The 15830-nt window shown below is 62.1% G+C and carries 12 protein-coding genes and 1 tRNA gene; 5 read left to right on the top strand and 8 right to left on the bottom strand.

The window, feature by feature from the left end; genetic code table 11:
- Positions 1–220: 220 nt before the first annotated feature.
- Positions 221–661, top strand: a complete 441-nt coding sequence (locus AC1Q7F_RS32265; protein ID WP_492512651.1) for a nuclear transport factor 2 family protein — start codon at positions 221–223, stop codon at positions 659–661.
- Between the two features lie 21 nt (positions 662–682).
- On the opposite strand, the gene AC1Q7F_RS32260 is transcribed toward AC1Q7F_RS32265, so the two are convergent.
- Positions 683–1921 carry an NAD(P)/FAD-dependent oxidoreductase gene (locus tag AC1Q7F_RS32260; RefSeq protein ID WP_492512650.1) on the bottom strand — a complete coding sequence of 413 codons (1239 nt, stop codon included), beginning with the start codon at positions 1919–1921 and terminating at the stop codon, positions 683–685.
- 54 nt (positions 1922–1975) lie between these two features.
- A complete protein-coding gene (locus tag AC1Q7F_RS32255; RefSeq protein WP_492512649.1) occupies positions 1976–3457 on the bottom strand; it encodes an MFS transporter in 1482 nt (493 codons plus the stop codon).
- A 420-nt stretch (positions 3458–3877) separates the two neighbouring features.
- Here AC1Q7F_RS32255 and AC1Q7F_RS32250 point away from each other — a divergent pair, with 420 nt between their 5' ends.
- Entirely contained in the window at positions 3878–5797 is a 1920-nt protein-coding gene (locus AC1Q7F_RS32250) for an outer membrane protein assembly factor BamB family protein (protein WP_492512648.1), read from the top strand.
- A 79-nt stretch (positions 5798–5876) separates the two neighbouring features.
- Here the strand turns inward: AC1Q7F_RS32250 and AC1Q7F_RS32245 are convergent, their stop codons facing one another.
- The 4 genes from AC1Q7F_RS32245 to AC1Q7F_RS32230 all read right to left on the bottom strand — a co-directional run bounded on the left by AC1Q7F_RS32245 (position 5877) and on the right by AC1Q7F_RS32230 (position 10607).
- Entirely contained in the window at positions 5877–6398 is a 522-nt protein-coding gene (locus AC1Q7F_RS32245; RefSeq protein ID WP_492512647.1) for a cupin domain-containing protein, read from the bottom strand.
- A gap of 58 nt (positions 6399–6456) precedes the next feature.
- Entirely contained in the window at positions 6457–7005 is a 549-nt protein-coding gene (locus AC1Q7F_RS32240; RefSeq protein WP_492512646.1) for a PepSY domain-containing protein, read from the bottom strand.
- A 28-nt stretch (positions 7006–7033) separates the two neighbouring features.
- On the bottom strand, positions 7034–8170 hold the full coding sequence (locus tag AC1Q7F_RS32235) for an alpha/beta hydrolase family protein (RefSeq protein ID WP_492512645.1): 1137 nt from the start codon (positions 8168–8170) through the stop codon (positions 7034–7036).
- Positions 8171–8303: 133 nt separating this feature from the next.
- On the bottom strand, positions 8304–10607 hold the full coding sequence (locus AC1Q7F_RS32230) for a TonB-dependent receptor (RefSeq protein ID WP_492512644.1): 2304 nt from the start codon (positions 10605–10607) through the stop codon (positions 8304–8306).
- Between the two features lie 648 nt (positions 10608–11255).
- Between AC1Q7F_RS32230 and AC1Q7F_RS32225 the strand changes: the two genes are divergently transcribed.
- Both AC1Q7F_RS32225 and AC1Q7F_RS32220 read left to right on the top strand, forming a co-directional pair.
- Positions 11256–12023 carry a glucose 1-dehydrogenase gene (locus AC1Q7F_RS32225; RefSeq protein WP_492512643.1) on the top strand — a complete coding sequence of 256 codons (768 nt, stop codon included), beginning with the start codon at positions 11256–11258 and terminating at the stop codon, positions 12021–12023.
- A 159-nt stretch (positions 12024–12182) separates the two neighbouring features.
- Positions 12183–12500: a 2Fe-2S iron-sulfur cluster-binding family protein gene (locus AC1Q7F_RS32220; RefSeq protein ID WP_492512642.1), complete on the top strand. Its 318-nt coding sequence runs from the start codon at positions 12183–12185 to the stop codon at positions 12498–12500.
- 137 nt (positions 12501–12637) lie between these two features.
- Here the strand turns inward: AC1Q7F_RS32220 and AC1Q7F_RS32215 are convergent, their stop codons facing one another.
- On the bottom strand, positions 12638–13684 hold the full coding sequence (locus AC1Q7F_RS32215; RefSeq protein WP_492512641.1) for an MBL fold metallo-hydrolase: 1047 nt from the start codon (positions 13682–13684) through the stop codon (positions 12638–12640).
- 251 nt (positions 13685–13935) lie between these two features.
- Here AC1Q7F_RS32215 and AC1Q7F_RS32210 point away from each other — a divergent pair, with 251 nt between their 5' ends.
- Positions 13936–15369, top strand: coding sequence for an IS1380 family transposase (locus AC1Q7F_RS32210; protein ID WP_492512640.1), 1434 nt, complete (start codon positions 13936–13938; stop codon positions 15367–15369).
- 380 nt (positions 15370–15749) lie between these two features.
- Here AC1Q7F_RS32210 and AC1Q7F_RS32205 read toward each other — a convergent pair.
- Positions 15750–15826, bottom strand: a tRNA-Met gene (locus tag AC1Q7F_RS32205).
- Positions 15827–15830: the final 4 nt, after the last annotated feature.

Below are 15830 nucleotides of genomic sequence, written 5' to 3'. Positions count from 1 at the left end.
TGAATCCTAAACCCAATCAATGACTTATGCCACACCCGCCAACCGCCAGGACGTACCCCGGTGCATAATCCGGGTTAGGTTCACCTTGCGATCGGAGCCATCAATGCCTCACGGGTCTCGAATTCCATCCGCCATCCTGATCGTCTCCGCCCTCGCCGCCACCGGCATCAGTGCACGGGAAACGCGACCGGTTCCGCCAGGCAACATGGATTCCCGTATAATGGACGCGGCCGAGCGGTCGTCGCTGGCGGCTTGCGAACGCACAGTCCTTGAGGCCGCCATGCTGCTGGACGCCAACCGCGCGGAGGAATTCATTACGCTCGTGACCGAGGATATCGAGTTCGTCCATCCATCCACTTACCCGGATGTCGCGATACGCGGGCGGGCAGCGTTCCGCCGTGCGATCGAGGCGCGCGACCCAAGGCTGGTCAGCCGCCATGCGATGACGAACGTCCTGGCACAGCGCTCCAGCCCCGAGGAGATCACCGTCACCTCCTACTTCCTCTATTTCCGCGGCTATCGCGATGTCGGCTCCCGCGATTCTCTCCCGACCCAGGACACATTCCGGGCAATGGGGGAATACACGGATACATGCGTGCCGGTGGGACCGGAATGGAAGATCAGGCGCAGGGTCGGCCGCTTCCAGTTTGGCGGGCTCTGACCTCCGCCATGCGTCCCCGGCTCAGACGGGCATCAGGCTTTTCAACTCGATGCCCGGTTCCGCCAGCAGCGCGGGAGCGATCCTCGCCCCTTGCGCGACCAAGGCGCGACCCTGGACGAAATCCCTGGACATGTTGAGGCAATCCAGGGCGACAACCTGCCCGTCCCGCAGATAGACGACACTGAACGGCTGCCTTCCCGGCATGCCACGGACGATATGGGTGTCACACCCGATGGACAGGCCGGCGGTTTGCATCTTCACATCATACTGGTCCGACCAGAACCACGGCAGGGCCCTATATGGGTTGGACGTGCCCAGGATCGTCTCCGCGGCGGTCTTCGCCTGGTCAACGGCGTTCTGGACGGACTCCAGGCGGATGGGCGCCGGCGCATAGGGGTTGGGATGCAGGGCGCAATCCCCGATGGCCAGGATGTGTGGATCCGCTGTACGGCAGTTCTCATCCACCTCGACGCCGTTGGGACAGGAAATGCCAGCTTCCGCCAGGGGTTCCACATTCGCCTTGATGCCGATGCCAACCACCACAAGGTCGGCCGCCAGTATCTCCCCTGTGGAAAGCTGCACACCGTTGACGCGGCCGCCGAAGCCAATCAGCGCCGCGACGCCGGTGGACAGGCGCATGTCCACACCATGGCTGCTGTGCAGATCCAGGAAGAACCGGGACACGACCGGGGAGGTCACGCGGGCCAGCAGTCGTTCCTGCATCTCCAGCACCGTGACATGATGGCCGAAACCACGCAGCACGGCGGCGCTTTCCAGCCCGATATAGCCACCGCCAATGATGACGATCGAACGGTCGGGAACCGACAGGTCAGCCTTCATCCGGTCGATGTCGGCGATGGAACGGATATGATGGACGCCTTCCATTTCCGCGCCGGCACAGGCGAGGCGCCGTGGACGGCCCCCGGCTGCCCACACCAGGTAATCATAGGACAAGCGGGTGCCGTCATCCAGCACCACAGCCCGCACCCGCCGATCGACGGAAATCACGCGCCGGCTAAGGGACAGGCCGACCCCCTTCTCCGCCCAGAATTCCGGCTTGCGCAGGAACAGGCGGGCGAGGTCTCGCTTGCCGGAGAGGTAGTCCTTGGACAGGGGCGGGCGCTCGTAGGGTGGAAAGGGTTCGTCCCCGATCATGGTGATCGATCCGGCAAAGCCGCCCTGGCGCAGGGACTGGGCCAATTGGGCGGCAGCCTGCCCGGCGCCGGCGATGACAATCTTCTGCTGTTCGGCCATATCCATTGCCCCTGCCTGGGATTGATCGACGAGTTCGGCCTTGAATGGGCGCGGCGAAGCTCAACGCTTATCGATTGAACGGCGGTTCGGAATACGGGCCGCCCCATGCTTGTCAGCGCAAGCGGCGCTTACGGCCGTCAGCATCGTCAATCCCATGAGAATGGCAGCGACAAGGCCCGGCAGACGTCCTGTGGCAAATCCCATGGCCAGCAGCGCCGCACCCGTGCTCGCCCCTATCGTCTGGCCGAGCAGCCGGTCGGTGGCGATCAGCCCGCCGACGGCTGCCGTTCGGCTGACCGGTGTGGCCCCGATGATGAATCTGGCATTGGGTGCCGCGAAAAGCCCGAAGCCAGCACCACACAGCACCAGCCGCCAGGCCATGTCGAACCGTGTCGCATCGGGAGGCAGGAAGGCGAAGAACAGCATGCCGACCGCCGCGACGAAACTGCCGCAAGTGCACAGGACCGCCACGGAAATCCGGTCTGACAGCGCGCCCCCCAAGGGAGCGATCAGCAATGTGGTCAATGGCCAGACGGCGAAAACCGCCCCGACCTCGCCCGGCGAGAGATCATATTCGAGCTGGAGGCGGAACGGGATCGTGACGATAAGGGTCGTTGCGGAAACGAAGCAGAGCATCCCGCCGAGAGCGGCCAGGCCGAGGGCAGGAACGGCCAGCAGGTCGATCGGCAGCATCGGCTCCGACGCCGCCAGTTCCCGCTTCACGAATATGCGGCCAATCAGTATTCCGGCCAGGACCATCGCGGCCGAGATGACGAGGGAGCTGCCATGGACACTGCTTTCAATGCCGCTGATGGTCAGGCCCAAGGTGCAGGCGCAAAGCAAGGCGCCGAGGAAATCATAGGGGAACTCACGGGGTTCGGGGTCCGGCAGGAACCGCCCGAGCAACAGCGAGGCCAACGCAAAGGGGACAGCGGCTGCGAAAATCCAAGGCCAAGAGGCGACCCCGAGGATCAGCCCGCCGAGCGTGGGGGCGAATGCGGAGGCACTCGACGAGATCACTGCATGGATTCCGAGCCCCCGGCCCAACTGGCTGGCCGGATAGATCGAGCGCAACAGCACGGCCGTTACACTGAACACGGCGGCGGCACCCAACGCCTGCGCGGCACGCGCCACCAGCAGGAACGGCAAGCTGTGCGCGAAGAAGCACAGGATCGTGGCGGCGGTGAAAAGCATCAGCCCATACCGGTAGAGCGTGCGATGTCCCAACCGGTCCGCCAATGCCGCAAAGGGCAGCATCGTCATCACGAGCACGAGCTGATAGACCGTCACGATCAGCACCGCCGATGATCCGGGCACGCCCAGATCGCCGGCAATCGTTGGCAGGGCGACATTGGCGATCGACCCGTCGATCACGACCAGTGCCGTCCCCAACGATCCGGCGATAATGGCCAGCAGCCGGCGCGGCATGGGCAGGCCGTCGCCACCTGCCGCCTCTTGGGAGGCCGGCGCATGAGCACCGTGGCCTGGCACGCCGGTCTCACTTTTCAAGGACATGATATTCCCCACAACGGCCAACGCCATGAGGCTCCTGGCCGGCTGAATGGACCGTGATCTGTCGTCAATGCCTGCGACGGGTCACGCAGGCCTGCCGGATGGACACCCGGCATCCGGCGGCACGGTGGCGAACAAGGCGAGAGCGGCACCGGGACGCACCCCAGGAAAGCTACATCCGATACTATGTCCCGCCTTGCATTTAATCCGACAAACACCCTGGCCGGATTAGCAACAATGGAACCGCGTCCGGTGCTTTCCCGGCAAAGCTCCTTTCCAATATTGCCCACATGGCGGAATGACCATCCCCTGGTAGCGTCGTGCGACCGGCCATGTACCCGGCACAGGCGGACAATCCCGTCAGCGACAAGGAAGCCGGAGATTTCGGTGCAGCGATGCAGATCTTCTGCCGTGCCGCAAGGTCGCGCCAATGAGCAAGGGGAGGAATTGATGGGAATGCAGGCGTGGAAACGGGCCTGGCGTGGCTCGGCCATGATCCTCGGAGGGCTTGCGGGTGCATTGCCGCTGATCTGCACGCCGCTGAACGCGCAGGAAATCGGTCACGGCGCGGTGCCGGAGGCTCCCACCTATCCTGAAATCACGCCCTGGCCGCTCTATAATGGCAGCCTGACCGGACAGCGCTTTTCGGACCTGTCCGCCATCAATACCGGGAACGCCGGGGATATCCAAGAGGTCTGCCGTGTGCAGGTCGGCGAGCTGGGGTCGTTCTACCCCGGCCCGGTCCTGGCCAACGGCATGATATACATCACCATCGGCCGCACGACGATGGCCATCAACCCCACGACCTGCGCAATCATCTGGAAAAGCACCTACCGGCCCATCGGCAAGGAAGGGTTGCCAGTCAATCGCGGCGTGGCCTATTGGAACGAGAAGCTGTTTCGTGGCCTGCCGGACGGCAGCTTGATCGCCTATGATGCGCTCACCGGTCAGCAGGTCTGGCGAACACCGGCCGTCGACTGGGCCAAGGGCGAACTGCTGACCTCGGCGCCGATCGTCTGGGACGGCCTGCTTTTCATCGGTATCGCCAACAGCGAGGGCGGCATCCGCGGGCGCATGTTCGCCTTCGATGCCGATACCGGCGAAAAGCGCTGGCAGTTCAACCTCGTCCCGCAGGAAGGAGAACCCGGCACCGAGACCTGGAAGGGGCGCTCCTATGAACAGGGCGGCGGCGGGACATGGACATCCTACGCCCTTGACCCCTATACCGGGGAATTGTTCGTCCCGGTCGCCAATCCTGCACCGGACCTGGACAAGGGCCCCCGTGCCGACAGCAAGCAGCACACCAACCTCTATACGAATTCGGTCGTCGTGCTGGATGCCAGGACGGGCCGGCTGAAATGGTATTATCAGACACGTCCCGCCGACGATCATGATTATGGCGTGACCTCACCACCTGTGCTGTTCGAGGCCAGGGATGGCCGCAAGCTCGTGGCGCTCGGCACCAAGGATGGCCACGTCTATGTTATCGATCGCAAGACACACAAGCTGGTCTTCAAGCAGCCGGTGGTGCGGCTGCTGAACCTGTTCAAGTCCGCGACGCCCGAGGGGATCAATATCTGCCCCGGCGTCCTGGGCGGGATCCAATGGAACGGCGCCGCCTTCGATCGCCTGAACCGCACGCTGATCGTCGGCGCGGTCGATTGGTGTCACCGGATCACGCTTGAACCGCAGCCCTATGTCCAAGGCCAGAATTATTACGGCGGTCGCATGATGATGTATGGCGACAAGCCGGACGGCACCATCACCGCTCTCGATTCCGAAAGCGGCCGTATCAGCTGGCAGTTCAAGACCGGATCGCCCGTCGTCGCAGCCATCACGCCGACAGCTGGCGGCGTGACATTCGCGGGCGATCTCGGCGGCAACTTCTATACGCTGCGCAGTTCCAATGGCGAAATTCTCCGCAAGATCGCCACGGGTGGGGCGCTGGCCGGCGGGATCGTCACCTATGAAGTCGCCCAGAAGCAATATGTGGCGCTCACTTCCGGAAACGTGTCGCGCTCGACCTATGGCGCCTCCGGCATTCCCACCCTGGTCGTCTATTCCATCGGCGCAAGTCCGGCCGCATCCCCAGCGGCGGCCAAGGCCGCGTCCGCACCAGAACCCCCGAATGCCGAGAAGGGCAAGGCACTGTTCGCGTCAGCCTGCGCCGGATGCCATGGTCCGACCGGCGAAGGGGCCTCCGCCCCCAGGCTCGCCGGCATATCGGGGCGGGCGGACAGCAGCCAGATTGCGGAATGGATCCGCAACCCGAAGACACCCGCCATGCCGCGTATGGTTCCCGATGTCATTTCACCATCGGATGTCGGACACCTCACTGCATTCCTGATGGGCTTACCCGACAAACCCTAAATACCCGGCAGGCACGCAAACAGCCTGCGACGGACATCCCCGTCGCAGGCTGGTAGGAACTGACTTCCCTCGATGAGCCCTACTGGCCCGCAAGCGCGTGCTTGACGCCGATGCTGACCGCGAATATGTGGCACGGTTCGTCAAAGGGGTTGCTCCAGGCATGCATCGTGCCTCCCTGGATGAAACTGTCCCCTGCCTTCAGAATGATCGTCCGCTCATCGTCCAGTTCCAGAATGATGCTGCCCTTGACGATGAAGCCGATATCGGCAGTAGCGGAACGATGCATACCGGGCTTATCGGTCATGTGGCCCACGGCACTGGGCTTTTCGCCCGCGACCGGCTCCACCACCTCATGATTGGCCACCGTATGGGCATCAACAACAAGATGCGTGCAGCGGAAGCCGCCGACGGGTGGAAAGAACCAGCGGACGTCCACCCGCTGGCCGTCATCCGGATATTGCACGTCATGCGCCGCCCAGATGTCGCAGACATTGAAGCCCTTCACCCCGGGTACACTCTCCATGGGAAGCTCGACATCGCTCGCGACGACGGCGCGCCCGTCCTTGTGTGCCGTGACCACACGCCTGTGCGTGATAGACATCATTCGTCTCCTTTGAGGATGGTTGCGCCAGCCGCCCGCTTCCGGCGGGCCGCCGCCGTCATTTCTTCCAAAAGAACGCCTTCCGCCCGGCTTTACGGCGGCGGCTGTACAGGTCCCAATAGATGTAGAGGCCGGTCACCCCCAGCACGATCAGCACGATGCCGGCGACCAGGCTCAGGACACGCCCGAACTGGCCGGCCATATAGCCGGCATGGATATCCTGCAGAAAGATGCGCCGGCCGACCTGCCGCGCCGCCACCTTGCGCACATTGCCCGTCTGCGGGTTGTATTCGATCTTCTCCCCATAGGGATCGGGCCCGCCAACCAGCACCATGACGCCGCCAGGGGTGAAGCTGGCCTGCACCTGCCTGATGTCGAATTCTGGCGTGGTCGCGCGCGCCTTCTCGAATGCCTCACCGACGAACCTTTCCAAGGTGGGCCGGTCCGGCGCCACCACCGGCTCGACCGGCCGGCCATGCTCCGATCCGGGAACGGGATCACCTGTCGCCCACAGGTCCAACTGCAGAGCGACCCCGGTGATCCCCACGATGATCATGAATATGGCGGCAACGCCCCCGAACCAGCGATGATAGGCCCTCATCAGCATTCAGTAGCCTCCGGTTTCAGAACATTGGTCAGTCAGCCCTGGGCGTGAGCCAGCTGCTGATGGACTGCGCCACTTCCTCGATATAGTGGGGGGCATCATCGAAATAGTGCCCGCCCGGCCGGATTTCCAAGGTCTTGTCAGACGATCCAAGGAGATCGAATATCTTCTTCGTGTCGCTCAGAAACACGGAAACGTCGCTTGTGCCCTGGATGACGAGGGAGGGCAGCACGATCTGGGGCAGGTGAAGCTCGCTGTGACATTTGGATGTCTCCAGGCTCCACATGGAGAGCCAGGTCTTGAACGAGCAGACACGGCCCAGCGGGGGCGGCAACCGGTTGGCCACCGCAGGATCCCCCATCGCGCAGCGCGGGATGGGCCGGTCCGATGGATCGATCGATCCGTCCAGGAACCGCAGATCGGCCATGCCACGATGCAACAGGAACAGCCCGTCGGCAATCCCGGCTGCATTCAGCCTGGCCAGCTCCGCCTTGGCGAAAGCCGTGATCCTGTGATTGCGTGCCCGCTGGGCGGCGCGGTACCGACCGATGAATTCCTCGGAAAAGGGAGGGCCGTTTTCCGGATTGAACGGATTGAGCGTCTCATCGGTCGCGAGCGGGTCCCGCTCATCGATCACGGAACCGTCCATCCAGTTCGTCATGACCTCCGGGCGGCCTGAATGCCCGTTGAGGGCAATGTAGAAATCGCCTTGGGGCAGATCCCTCAAGGCCACCCCCAGTTCCCCCTTCGCATCCTCGAAAAGGGCCGCCTTGTTCTGTGCAGTGGCCTGATAGGCGGCCATCAACGAACATCCGCCGGAATTCCCGAGCAGCACGATCATTTTGGCCCCCGCGGTCTCCCGGAGCCACCGCACACCCTGTGCGATATCGACCAGCGCCGTCTCAAGCTGAAACTGGTCTTCCGCGCCCCGGAACCGCGTGTTCCAGCCAAGAAATCCATAGCCGCGACGCGCCAATGACCGGCCAAGATAATGCTCGCTGTAGTCCGTGCAATAATGGGCCGCGATGAAGGCGATTTCGGGCCTGGCACGGAAAGGCTTGCGATAGATGCCCTGGCATGCATGCGAACCATTCCGGTATCGTGGTGCGCCGACTGAGGGAAGTCCCACGAAAATCGAATCGACTTCCGTGTCTACAAATTCGGCCATGCCGTGCCTCCATATGGCTTATTCAGGTCCATTGCGATGTCTTGCCTGTCGTCGCGCCGGGGTGTTTCGCTGTTTGCCGTTCTGCGCCTGGGCGGGGTCGTCGCTTTCGCTCAGACGCAGAACGGATTGAACATCAGAAATACTTCGTGAAGGAGACGCCATATGTCGCCGGTGCCGCGGGCTGACCGACAATGAACGAGCCATATACGGCCGACGCCATGCTGTTGGCGACATAGTAAAGCTTATTCGTCACGTTCCGGCCATAGGCGCTGATCTTCCAGTCGTCATGGCTGACGACATCGAGATAGAGGTTCAACTCCCAGAAGGCCGGCTGTGACATGTAGTCCAGGTTGAAGTGGGAGAATTGCTGCTTGCTAGTCCAGCTCAGTTCCGCCCGCGGCGTCACGTCCGCAAATCCCGGATGGAAAGTGTAGCCGATCTCGCTGACCAGCTTGTAGGTCGGTGCAGAAATCAGCTGGTTCCCGGCGAGGTCCAGCACCTGCCCCGTTATCGGGTGCGAGTCGGTCAGTTCACGATACTCGTTGTGCAACCAAGCCAAGTTGAAGGCGAGTTTCAGATCATCGACCGGGAGCATGGTGATCTCGGCTTCTGTACCATACAGTTTGGCTTTTGCCGCATTGAGCGTGATATTGCCGGGCGTCGGAACGAACCGGACGACGTTGAACTGAAGGTTGGTGTAGTCATAATAAAAGCCGGCAAGGTTGAGACGGAGCCGGCGGTCGAGAAGATCGGCCTTCAGGCCGGCTTCGTAGTCAGTCAGCTTCTCCGGATTGAATGCCGGCCGCAACTGGCCGAAATCGAATCCACCGCTCTTGAAGCCGCGCGAATAGGATGCATATGCCATCACCCTGTCACTGAACTGATAGTGGATGGCAAGCTTCGGATCGAAAGAGGACCAGGACGCGCTATTCGCGCTGGTACGGTTGCAAAGGGTCACGCCGGGAACGAAGCCGGCTACGGCGGGCGCAGGACAGCCGGTGACCGGCGCCGGGTCACGTGAGAAGACATGCACGAAATCGGTCAGATTGAACTGGTCGATCCGGCGTTTCTCATAGCTGTAGCGTGCCCCAATATCGATGCCGAGTTGGTCCGAGATATGAAGGGTGCCCTGGGCGAAGGCCGCGTAGGCGTCCGTCTTCTGCTTGCCCCCTGAACGGAAGCCCACATACAGCGGAAACTGGCCACCTCCGAAATAGAGCGGGGAAACGGCGGCATCCAGAACGAAGCTGTTCTTTTCATGGAAATAGAACCCGCCCACGACCAGGTCGAACAGGTCGTTCGTCAAGGACAGCCGCAATTCCTCCGACCATTGATCCGCCCCGGTGGCAAGATCGACCGCCGTGCCCATCGAATTCGAGTTGTCGGTGGAACTGATGCTCGCCTGGTCGAGATGGCGGAAACCGGTGACCGAGGTGAGATCGATATTGTCGGCAAGTTCCAGGACGGCATTTGCCGTCTGGCCATAATTCTCCATGTAGAATTGCTGGTCCAGACCGGCGCGGTCACGCGGATCGGAAGGATGTACGAAGCCCTTGGCGACGTTGACGTCCGCCCGGAAAGGGTTCGGGCGGACAAAGGCGTAGCCACCCGCATTATCCTTCTCCCAACGATACTCGCCGGTCAGAGTGAATTGGAACTTCTCCGCCGGATCGAAGCGCACTTTGGCGCGCACTGCCCTGCTGCGCTCGCTGTCGACCGGATTGCCTGTAGTGACGTTCCGGCCGAAGCCATCGCGATCATTGGTCTGGAAGGCTAGTCGTGCCGAAACCGTGTCGGAAAGCGGCCCGCTGACCGCTCCTTCGGTGCGGATCAGGTTGTAGGTGCCGGCGGTGAGTGCAGCGTATCCCTCGAACGTCTTGGTCGGGTCGTTGGAGATGATGTTGATGGCACCCGCGGTCGCATTGCGACCATACAGAGTGCCCTGCGGCCCCCGCAGCACCTCGATGCGGTTGAGATCGAATAGCGACCCAAGAGCGGCCTGCGTCCGCGCATTGACGACATCATCGGTATAGACCGCAACACGGCCATCAAAGCCAGCGGCACTGTTACCCACGAGTCCGATGCCGCGAATGAAGATTCGCGCGTCGCTGCCGACACGGGAAAAGTTCACGTTCGGCATGGAACGTGTCAGCGCATCGATATCGACGATGCCGCGATCCTTGAGCGCGTCGCCCCCGACGGCCGTGATCGCCAGCGGCGTCCGCTGGACGCTCGACATCTGCCGCTGCGCCGTTACGATGATATCCTCAAGGACGATCTCCTCAAGTTCGGCGGCTTGCTCCTTGGCTTGACCGGATACGGCTTGTCCTGTTGTAGCGCCTTGAGACGCTGGACGTGCCTCCTGCGCACTGGCCGCGGCGATGCCGAGTACAGATACAGTCAGGATGGCAGACGATGACAGGAATTTGCTATGCATCAAATATTCCCTCCCCGGGTGACGACCAGTTATGTGCCCACTCGCCTTTTCTAGGAGTGGTGCGACTTGGGAGCTTGCACACAAAGCCAGGCAGGGCCATCGGGGCGACTGCATGCTCCAGTGAAGCTCGTCCTTCAATAGAAGCTACATCCGATGATGTGCGCGGCTCTGCGTTTAATCCGACAAACACCCTTCCTGGATTCGCAACAATTGCCTCCAAGCCGGCGGCAGCGGGATGCGTCTTTGCAAGGCGACCGCATAAAGTGGGAAACAGGCCTTCAGCGAAGCCGTGAACTGCGGTTGGCGCATCTTTCGCAAAGCTGTTTATCATTATTGCTGATATGGAAGCGTGATCGTCCCCTGATAGCGTCACACCATCGACCGCTCAGCGGACACGCCGGCATGTCATTTGTACGCACCTGACGGGCCAGTCGGTCCCGGACACTCCGTGTCGAGGCGGGCCCCGAGATCGCGTTCTCCATATGAACGGATGATAGTTCAGGATTGGGGGATGAAGCGCGCCAATGTCCATCATGCCTGAAATGGTCCGGTTGGCTGCGCGCTCCTTATCGACCATCCTGTATGAAACCGCTGCTCCTATTCCCTTCGATCACAAAACGCGAAACGCTACGCCCAGGAGGAACTGTCATGTCTGAGGAACTAGCCGGTAAAGTCATCATCGTCACGGGTGCTGGCGGTGGTATTGGGCGGGAATCCGCACTGCGCTTCGCGCGCGCAGGCGCGCGGGTTGTCCTCGCGGACATGGCGGTCGAGACGAGTGAGGAAACGGCGGCGCTGGTGATCGCCGCGGGCGGGGAGGCCATTTTCGTTCGAACCAATGTCACAGCCGAAACCGATGTCGAGACGCTTGTCTCCCGCACGCTCAACCACTTTGGCCGTCTTGATGGCGCCTTCAACAATGCCGGCCTCGAACAGGCCCATCTACCTCTCCACGAAATCTCCCTGGAGCAATGGAACAAGGTCGTTGGTGTCGACCTGACCGGGGTGTTCCTTTGCATGAAGCACCAGATTCCGGTCATGTTGAAGGCTGGCGGCGGCGCGATCGTGAACACAGCATCAGGACTGGGGCAGGTCGCCATCCCCAACGCCGCCGAATATATCGCCGCCAAGGCTGGCGTTGTTGGCCTTACCCGAGCGGCGGCCGTTGACTACGGAAAGCTCGGCCTGCGCGTGAACGCAATTCTACCAGGCATCATTGAGACGCCGATGGTCAAGCGGCTGGCGAATGACCCGACCGTCGTCGCGATGTTCGATGCCTATCGCGCCCAGCACCCCATGGGGCGTCTCGGCAGGCCTGAGGAGGTTGCGGAAGCCGCGCTATGGCTCCTTTCAGATGCTTCTTCGTTTATTCACGGTGCAGCGATCAGCGTGGATGGTGGCGCTCTCGCCGTGTGACCGCGAGAGACACCAATTCCCGGATCCCGGTCGCCGTCGGGAATCCGAATTCATCGCGAAGCAACGATACCCCAAAGGCGATGTGAAGACATTTTGCTGTGCTTGTCGTAACGCCAAACGAGCGCTTCCGATTGTTCGGGCGATCAAGGATGGAGATGCATGCCGAAACTAGTTGTGGTCACCCGGGACGGGGTAGAAGCGGAACTCGAAGGAGCGGCCGGACTAACCGTCATGGAGCTTCTCCGGGATGGCGGTTTCGACGAACTGCTTGCCCTCTGTGGTGGATGCTGTTCCTGCGCCACCTGCCATATCCATGTCGATCCCGCGTTTCTCAAACGGTTGCCACCGATGAGCGCGGACGAGAACGACTTGCTCGATGGATGCCGAGAGCGCCGGGATACATCACGTCTTTCCTGCCAAGTTACATTCAGTGAAGCATTGGCCGGCCTGAAGGTTGCGATTGCCCCCGAAGGCTGAGATCGTGCCGGCGGGCGTGGATGGGGCGCCACTGGAGGGAGCGGCATATTCGCCACCGTCGACCGCGCAAACCCCGTTGCGCCGCCGCCCCGTCATGGAGCGTGCGGCCGCCTGACCACTCCGCTGATTGAGGAAACTTACAGCACCAGCGTCCGCCCGACATCCAGCGTGCCGAAATCCCCCTCTCCCAACCCGTGCACTGCGCGGGCGGCGGCCAGGGCGGTGATGGGATCATCGATCCCCTCATCCGTCAGGCCGGCGAAGGTGCCGTAATGCATGCCGATGCTGCGGTGGCTGCCCAGGTCCAGATGCGCCTGCACCGCCTCTTCGGGGTTCATGTGCATGGTGCGCATGAACCAGCGCGGTTCATAGGCGCCGATGGGCAGCAGCGACAGGTCGATGCCGGGGAACCGTTCCCCGATCTCCTTGAAATGCGGACAATAGCCGCTGTCGCCACAGAAATAGAGGCCGCGGCCCTGGCCACGCAGCACAAAGCCGCCCCACAGGGTGGCATTGCGGTCGAACAGGCTGCGCGCAGCGAAATGCTGGGCGGGCACATAGGTGATCTCCACCCCGCTGACATTGTGGGATTGCCACCAGTCCAACTCGGTCACCGTCCGCGGGCCGGAATTGCCGATCAGTCCGCCATTGCCCAGACTGGTGACGACGGGCGCCTGGAAGCGGCGATCCAGTTCCCGCAGGGTCGCACGGTCCAGATGGTCGTAATGGTTATGGCTGACCAGGATGCCATCCAACCTGGGCAGGTCGTCGAAAGCCAGGCCCGGCGCGCGCACCCGCTTTGGCCCGGCGAAAGAGAAGGGGCTGGCTCTGTCACCATAGACCGGGTCGGTGATGAACCAGCATCCGCCGATGCCGACCAGGAAGCAGGCATGGCCGACGAAGGTGACGGAGATGGCGTCGGCTGCCACCGGTTCCGGCTTGGGCCAGGGCTGGTTCTCCAGCCATCTCGGCCAAGGCGTCGGCTTGCGCTCCGTCATCCAGCGCCAGAGGTCTCCGAGTCCCTTCTCCTGCCCCACGACATGCGGGTTGAAGAAGCGCCTGCCATCGAAATGGTCGGAGACGGGACGGGGCATCACGGCACGGGCAGTCCTGGTGATGGCGCCTCCGCGCGGGAAACAGCTGGCGAGGCCGGCAAGAGCAGCACTGCGTGTCATCGGCTTCATACGCCCCATTCATCAAGATGCTGTCGGCGGGCAGGATGTTGAATCGTAACGCTGTCTGCAGTGGCGACGCGCACAGTCAGGGGACGCTGACTTCGACAGCTTCGCATATTGGCATCTGAATGCTTGGTGTTTCCAGCCCCGCTTCAACCCGGATTCGTCACCGTCTACCGGCATTTTTTTGGATTTATGTTTGATAACAAGTAATTACGATTATTTTAGAGCGGTTGCGAATTTACAGGGTGTTTTTCGGGATGCGGTTTTCGGATCATGGTCGTCGGGTGGTCATGGGGGCGTTCGACGGGGGAGAAATCACCTCGGATGCGGGCGGTCTGCTGCTGCGCGAGGTGGCCGGGCGGCTGGATTTGTTCGGGCGGATGGCCGCGTGCTTTGACGACCGGCGCAACCGTAAGCAGGTGACGCATCCGCTGGCCGATCTGCTGGCTCAGCGGGTCATCGCCATGGCGCTGGGGTACGAAGACCTCAACGATCACGACCGGGTGCGCAATGATCCGCTGTTGAAGGTGACGGCAGCGGCCAGGCCGCTTGTGCCGGGTGGCGCGCCGCTGCCGGCGCTGGCCGGGAGTTCGACGCTGGGACGGCTGGAGCGGAGTTTCGAGGAGGCCGACCGGCGTTATCACAAGTTCACCGCTCAGCCGTCGCGTCTGCAGGACCTGTATGTCGAGCTGTTCACCGGCAGTTACGCGACTGCGCCGGAGCGGATCATCCTGGACATCGACGCGACGGATATCGAAACGCATGGCCATCAGCGGGGCGGCTTCTTCCACGGTTATTATGAGCATCGCTGCTTTCTGCCGCTTTATATTTACTGTGGCCCGCATTTGCTGCTCTCCAAGCTGCGCCCCGGCAATGTGGATGGTGCCGAGGGGGCCAAGGCAGCGATCAAGCGGGTGGTGGGCAACATCCGCCGCCACTGGCCCAAGGTCGGCATCCTGGTGCGCGGGGATTCCGGGTTCGCGCGCGCGAACCTGATGAACTGGTGCGAGGCCAACGGCGTCGATTATATTTTCGGCCTGCCGCGCAACGACTATCTCCTGCATAAGGCCCGCAAGATCCGCTCACGCGCGGCGATGGAATTTCTGGCCACGGGGGAAACGGCGGAAGTGTTCGGAGGTTTCCATCACCAGACCCGCTCAGATAGCTGGACCCGGCCCCGCCACGTGATCGCCAAGGTGCTGCACCGGTCGCAGACCGAACAGCGTTGCCGGTTTCTGGTCACCTCCCTGGACTGGAACGCGCCTTCTGTCATCGAGGCCATGGCCCAAGCCCGCGACAGGGCGGAAAGCCAAGGGGATAAGCCCCAGCGCGACCTGCTGGCCCGGACGATCTACGCGGCGCTGTACTGCCCGCGCGGCGATATGGAGAACCGGATCAAGGACTGCCAGCTCGATCTTTTCGGATACCGGGCGTCAGCCCATGCGTTCAAGACCAACCAGACCCGGCTGATCCTGGCCGGGTTCGCCTATGTGCTGATGACGCAATTGCGGCTGATGGCGCTGCAAGCCACCGACCTGGCCAAGGCCGCCCCCCATACCATCCGGCAGAAGCTGCTGAAGATCGGTGCCCGGGTGATCACCTCGCTACGGCGGATCCGGATTTCCATGCCCGACGCCTGCCCTGTCCAGCACATCTTCTTCACCGCCTGGCGCGCCCTGGCTCCCCCGTGACCTCCTCTCCTTCCGGAGACCGAAAACCTGCCGCCTGATCGAAGGGCCCGATCGAAGGGAATGAGGAGGCACGCCCACTCCTATAAAGATCTTCATCCTTTGGTTGCTTTTGGCGGGATTATGTCGAGGCTGGATTTCGCCCCGGTTCTGCACGAAGCCCTGACCCGGAAAATCATATCCCCAACCCGGCTCCCGAGCCCAAATACGACCGGCTTCTCAGGCAAAAAAATTCCCGTGATGAATCCGGGTTCAAACTTGATCCACCTACGCCCATTTTCACTCTCTGCTGTTACCTATATGTTACCTGCGGGGTCTGTGGTAGGTGGGACCTGGAACGACAAAAGCCGTTGATCCCTTTTGGGGATCAACGGCTTAGGTTTTGGATGCGGGGGCAGGATTTGAACCTGCGGCCTTCAGGTTATGAGCCTGACGAGCTACCGGGCTGCTCCACCCCGCGTCAA

This window comes from Niveispirillum sp. GW835-FHT14G11, assembly GCF_058793615.1.
This window is presented reverse-complemented; position numbering and strand designations above follow the sequence as displayed.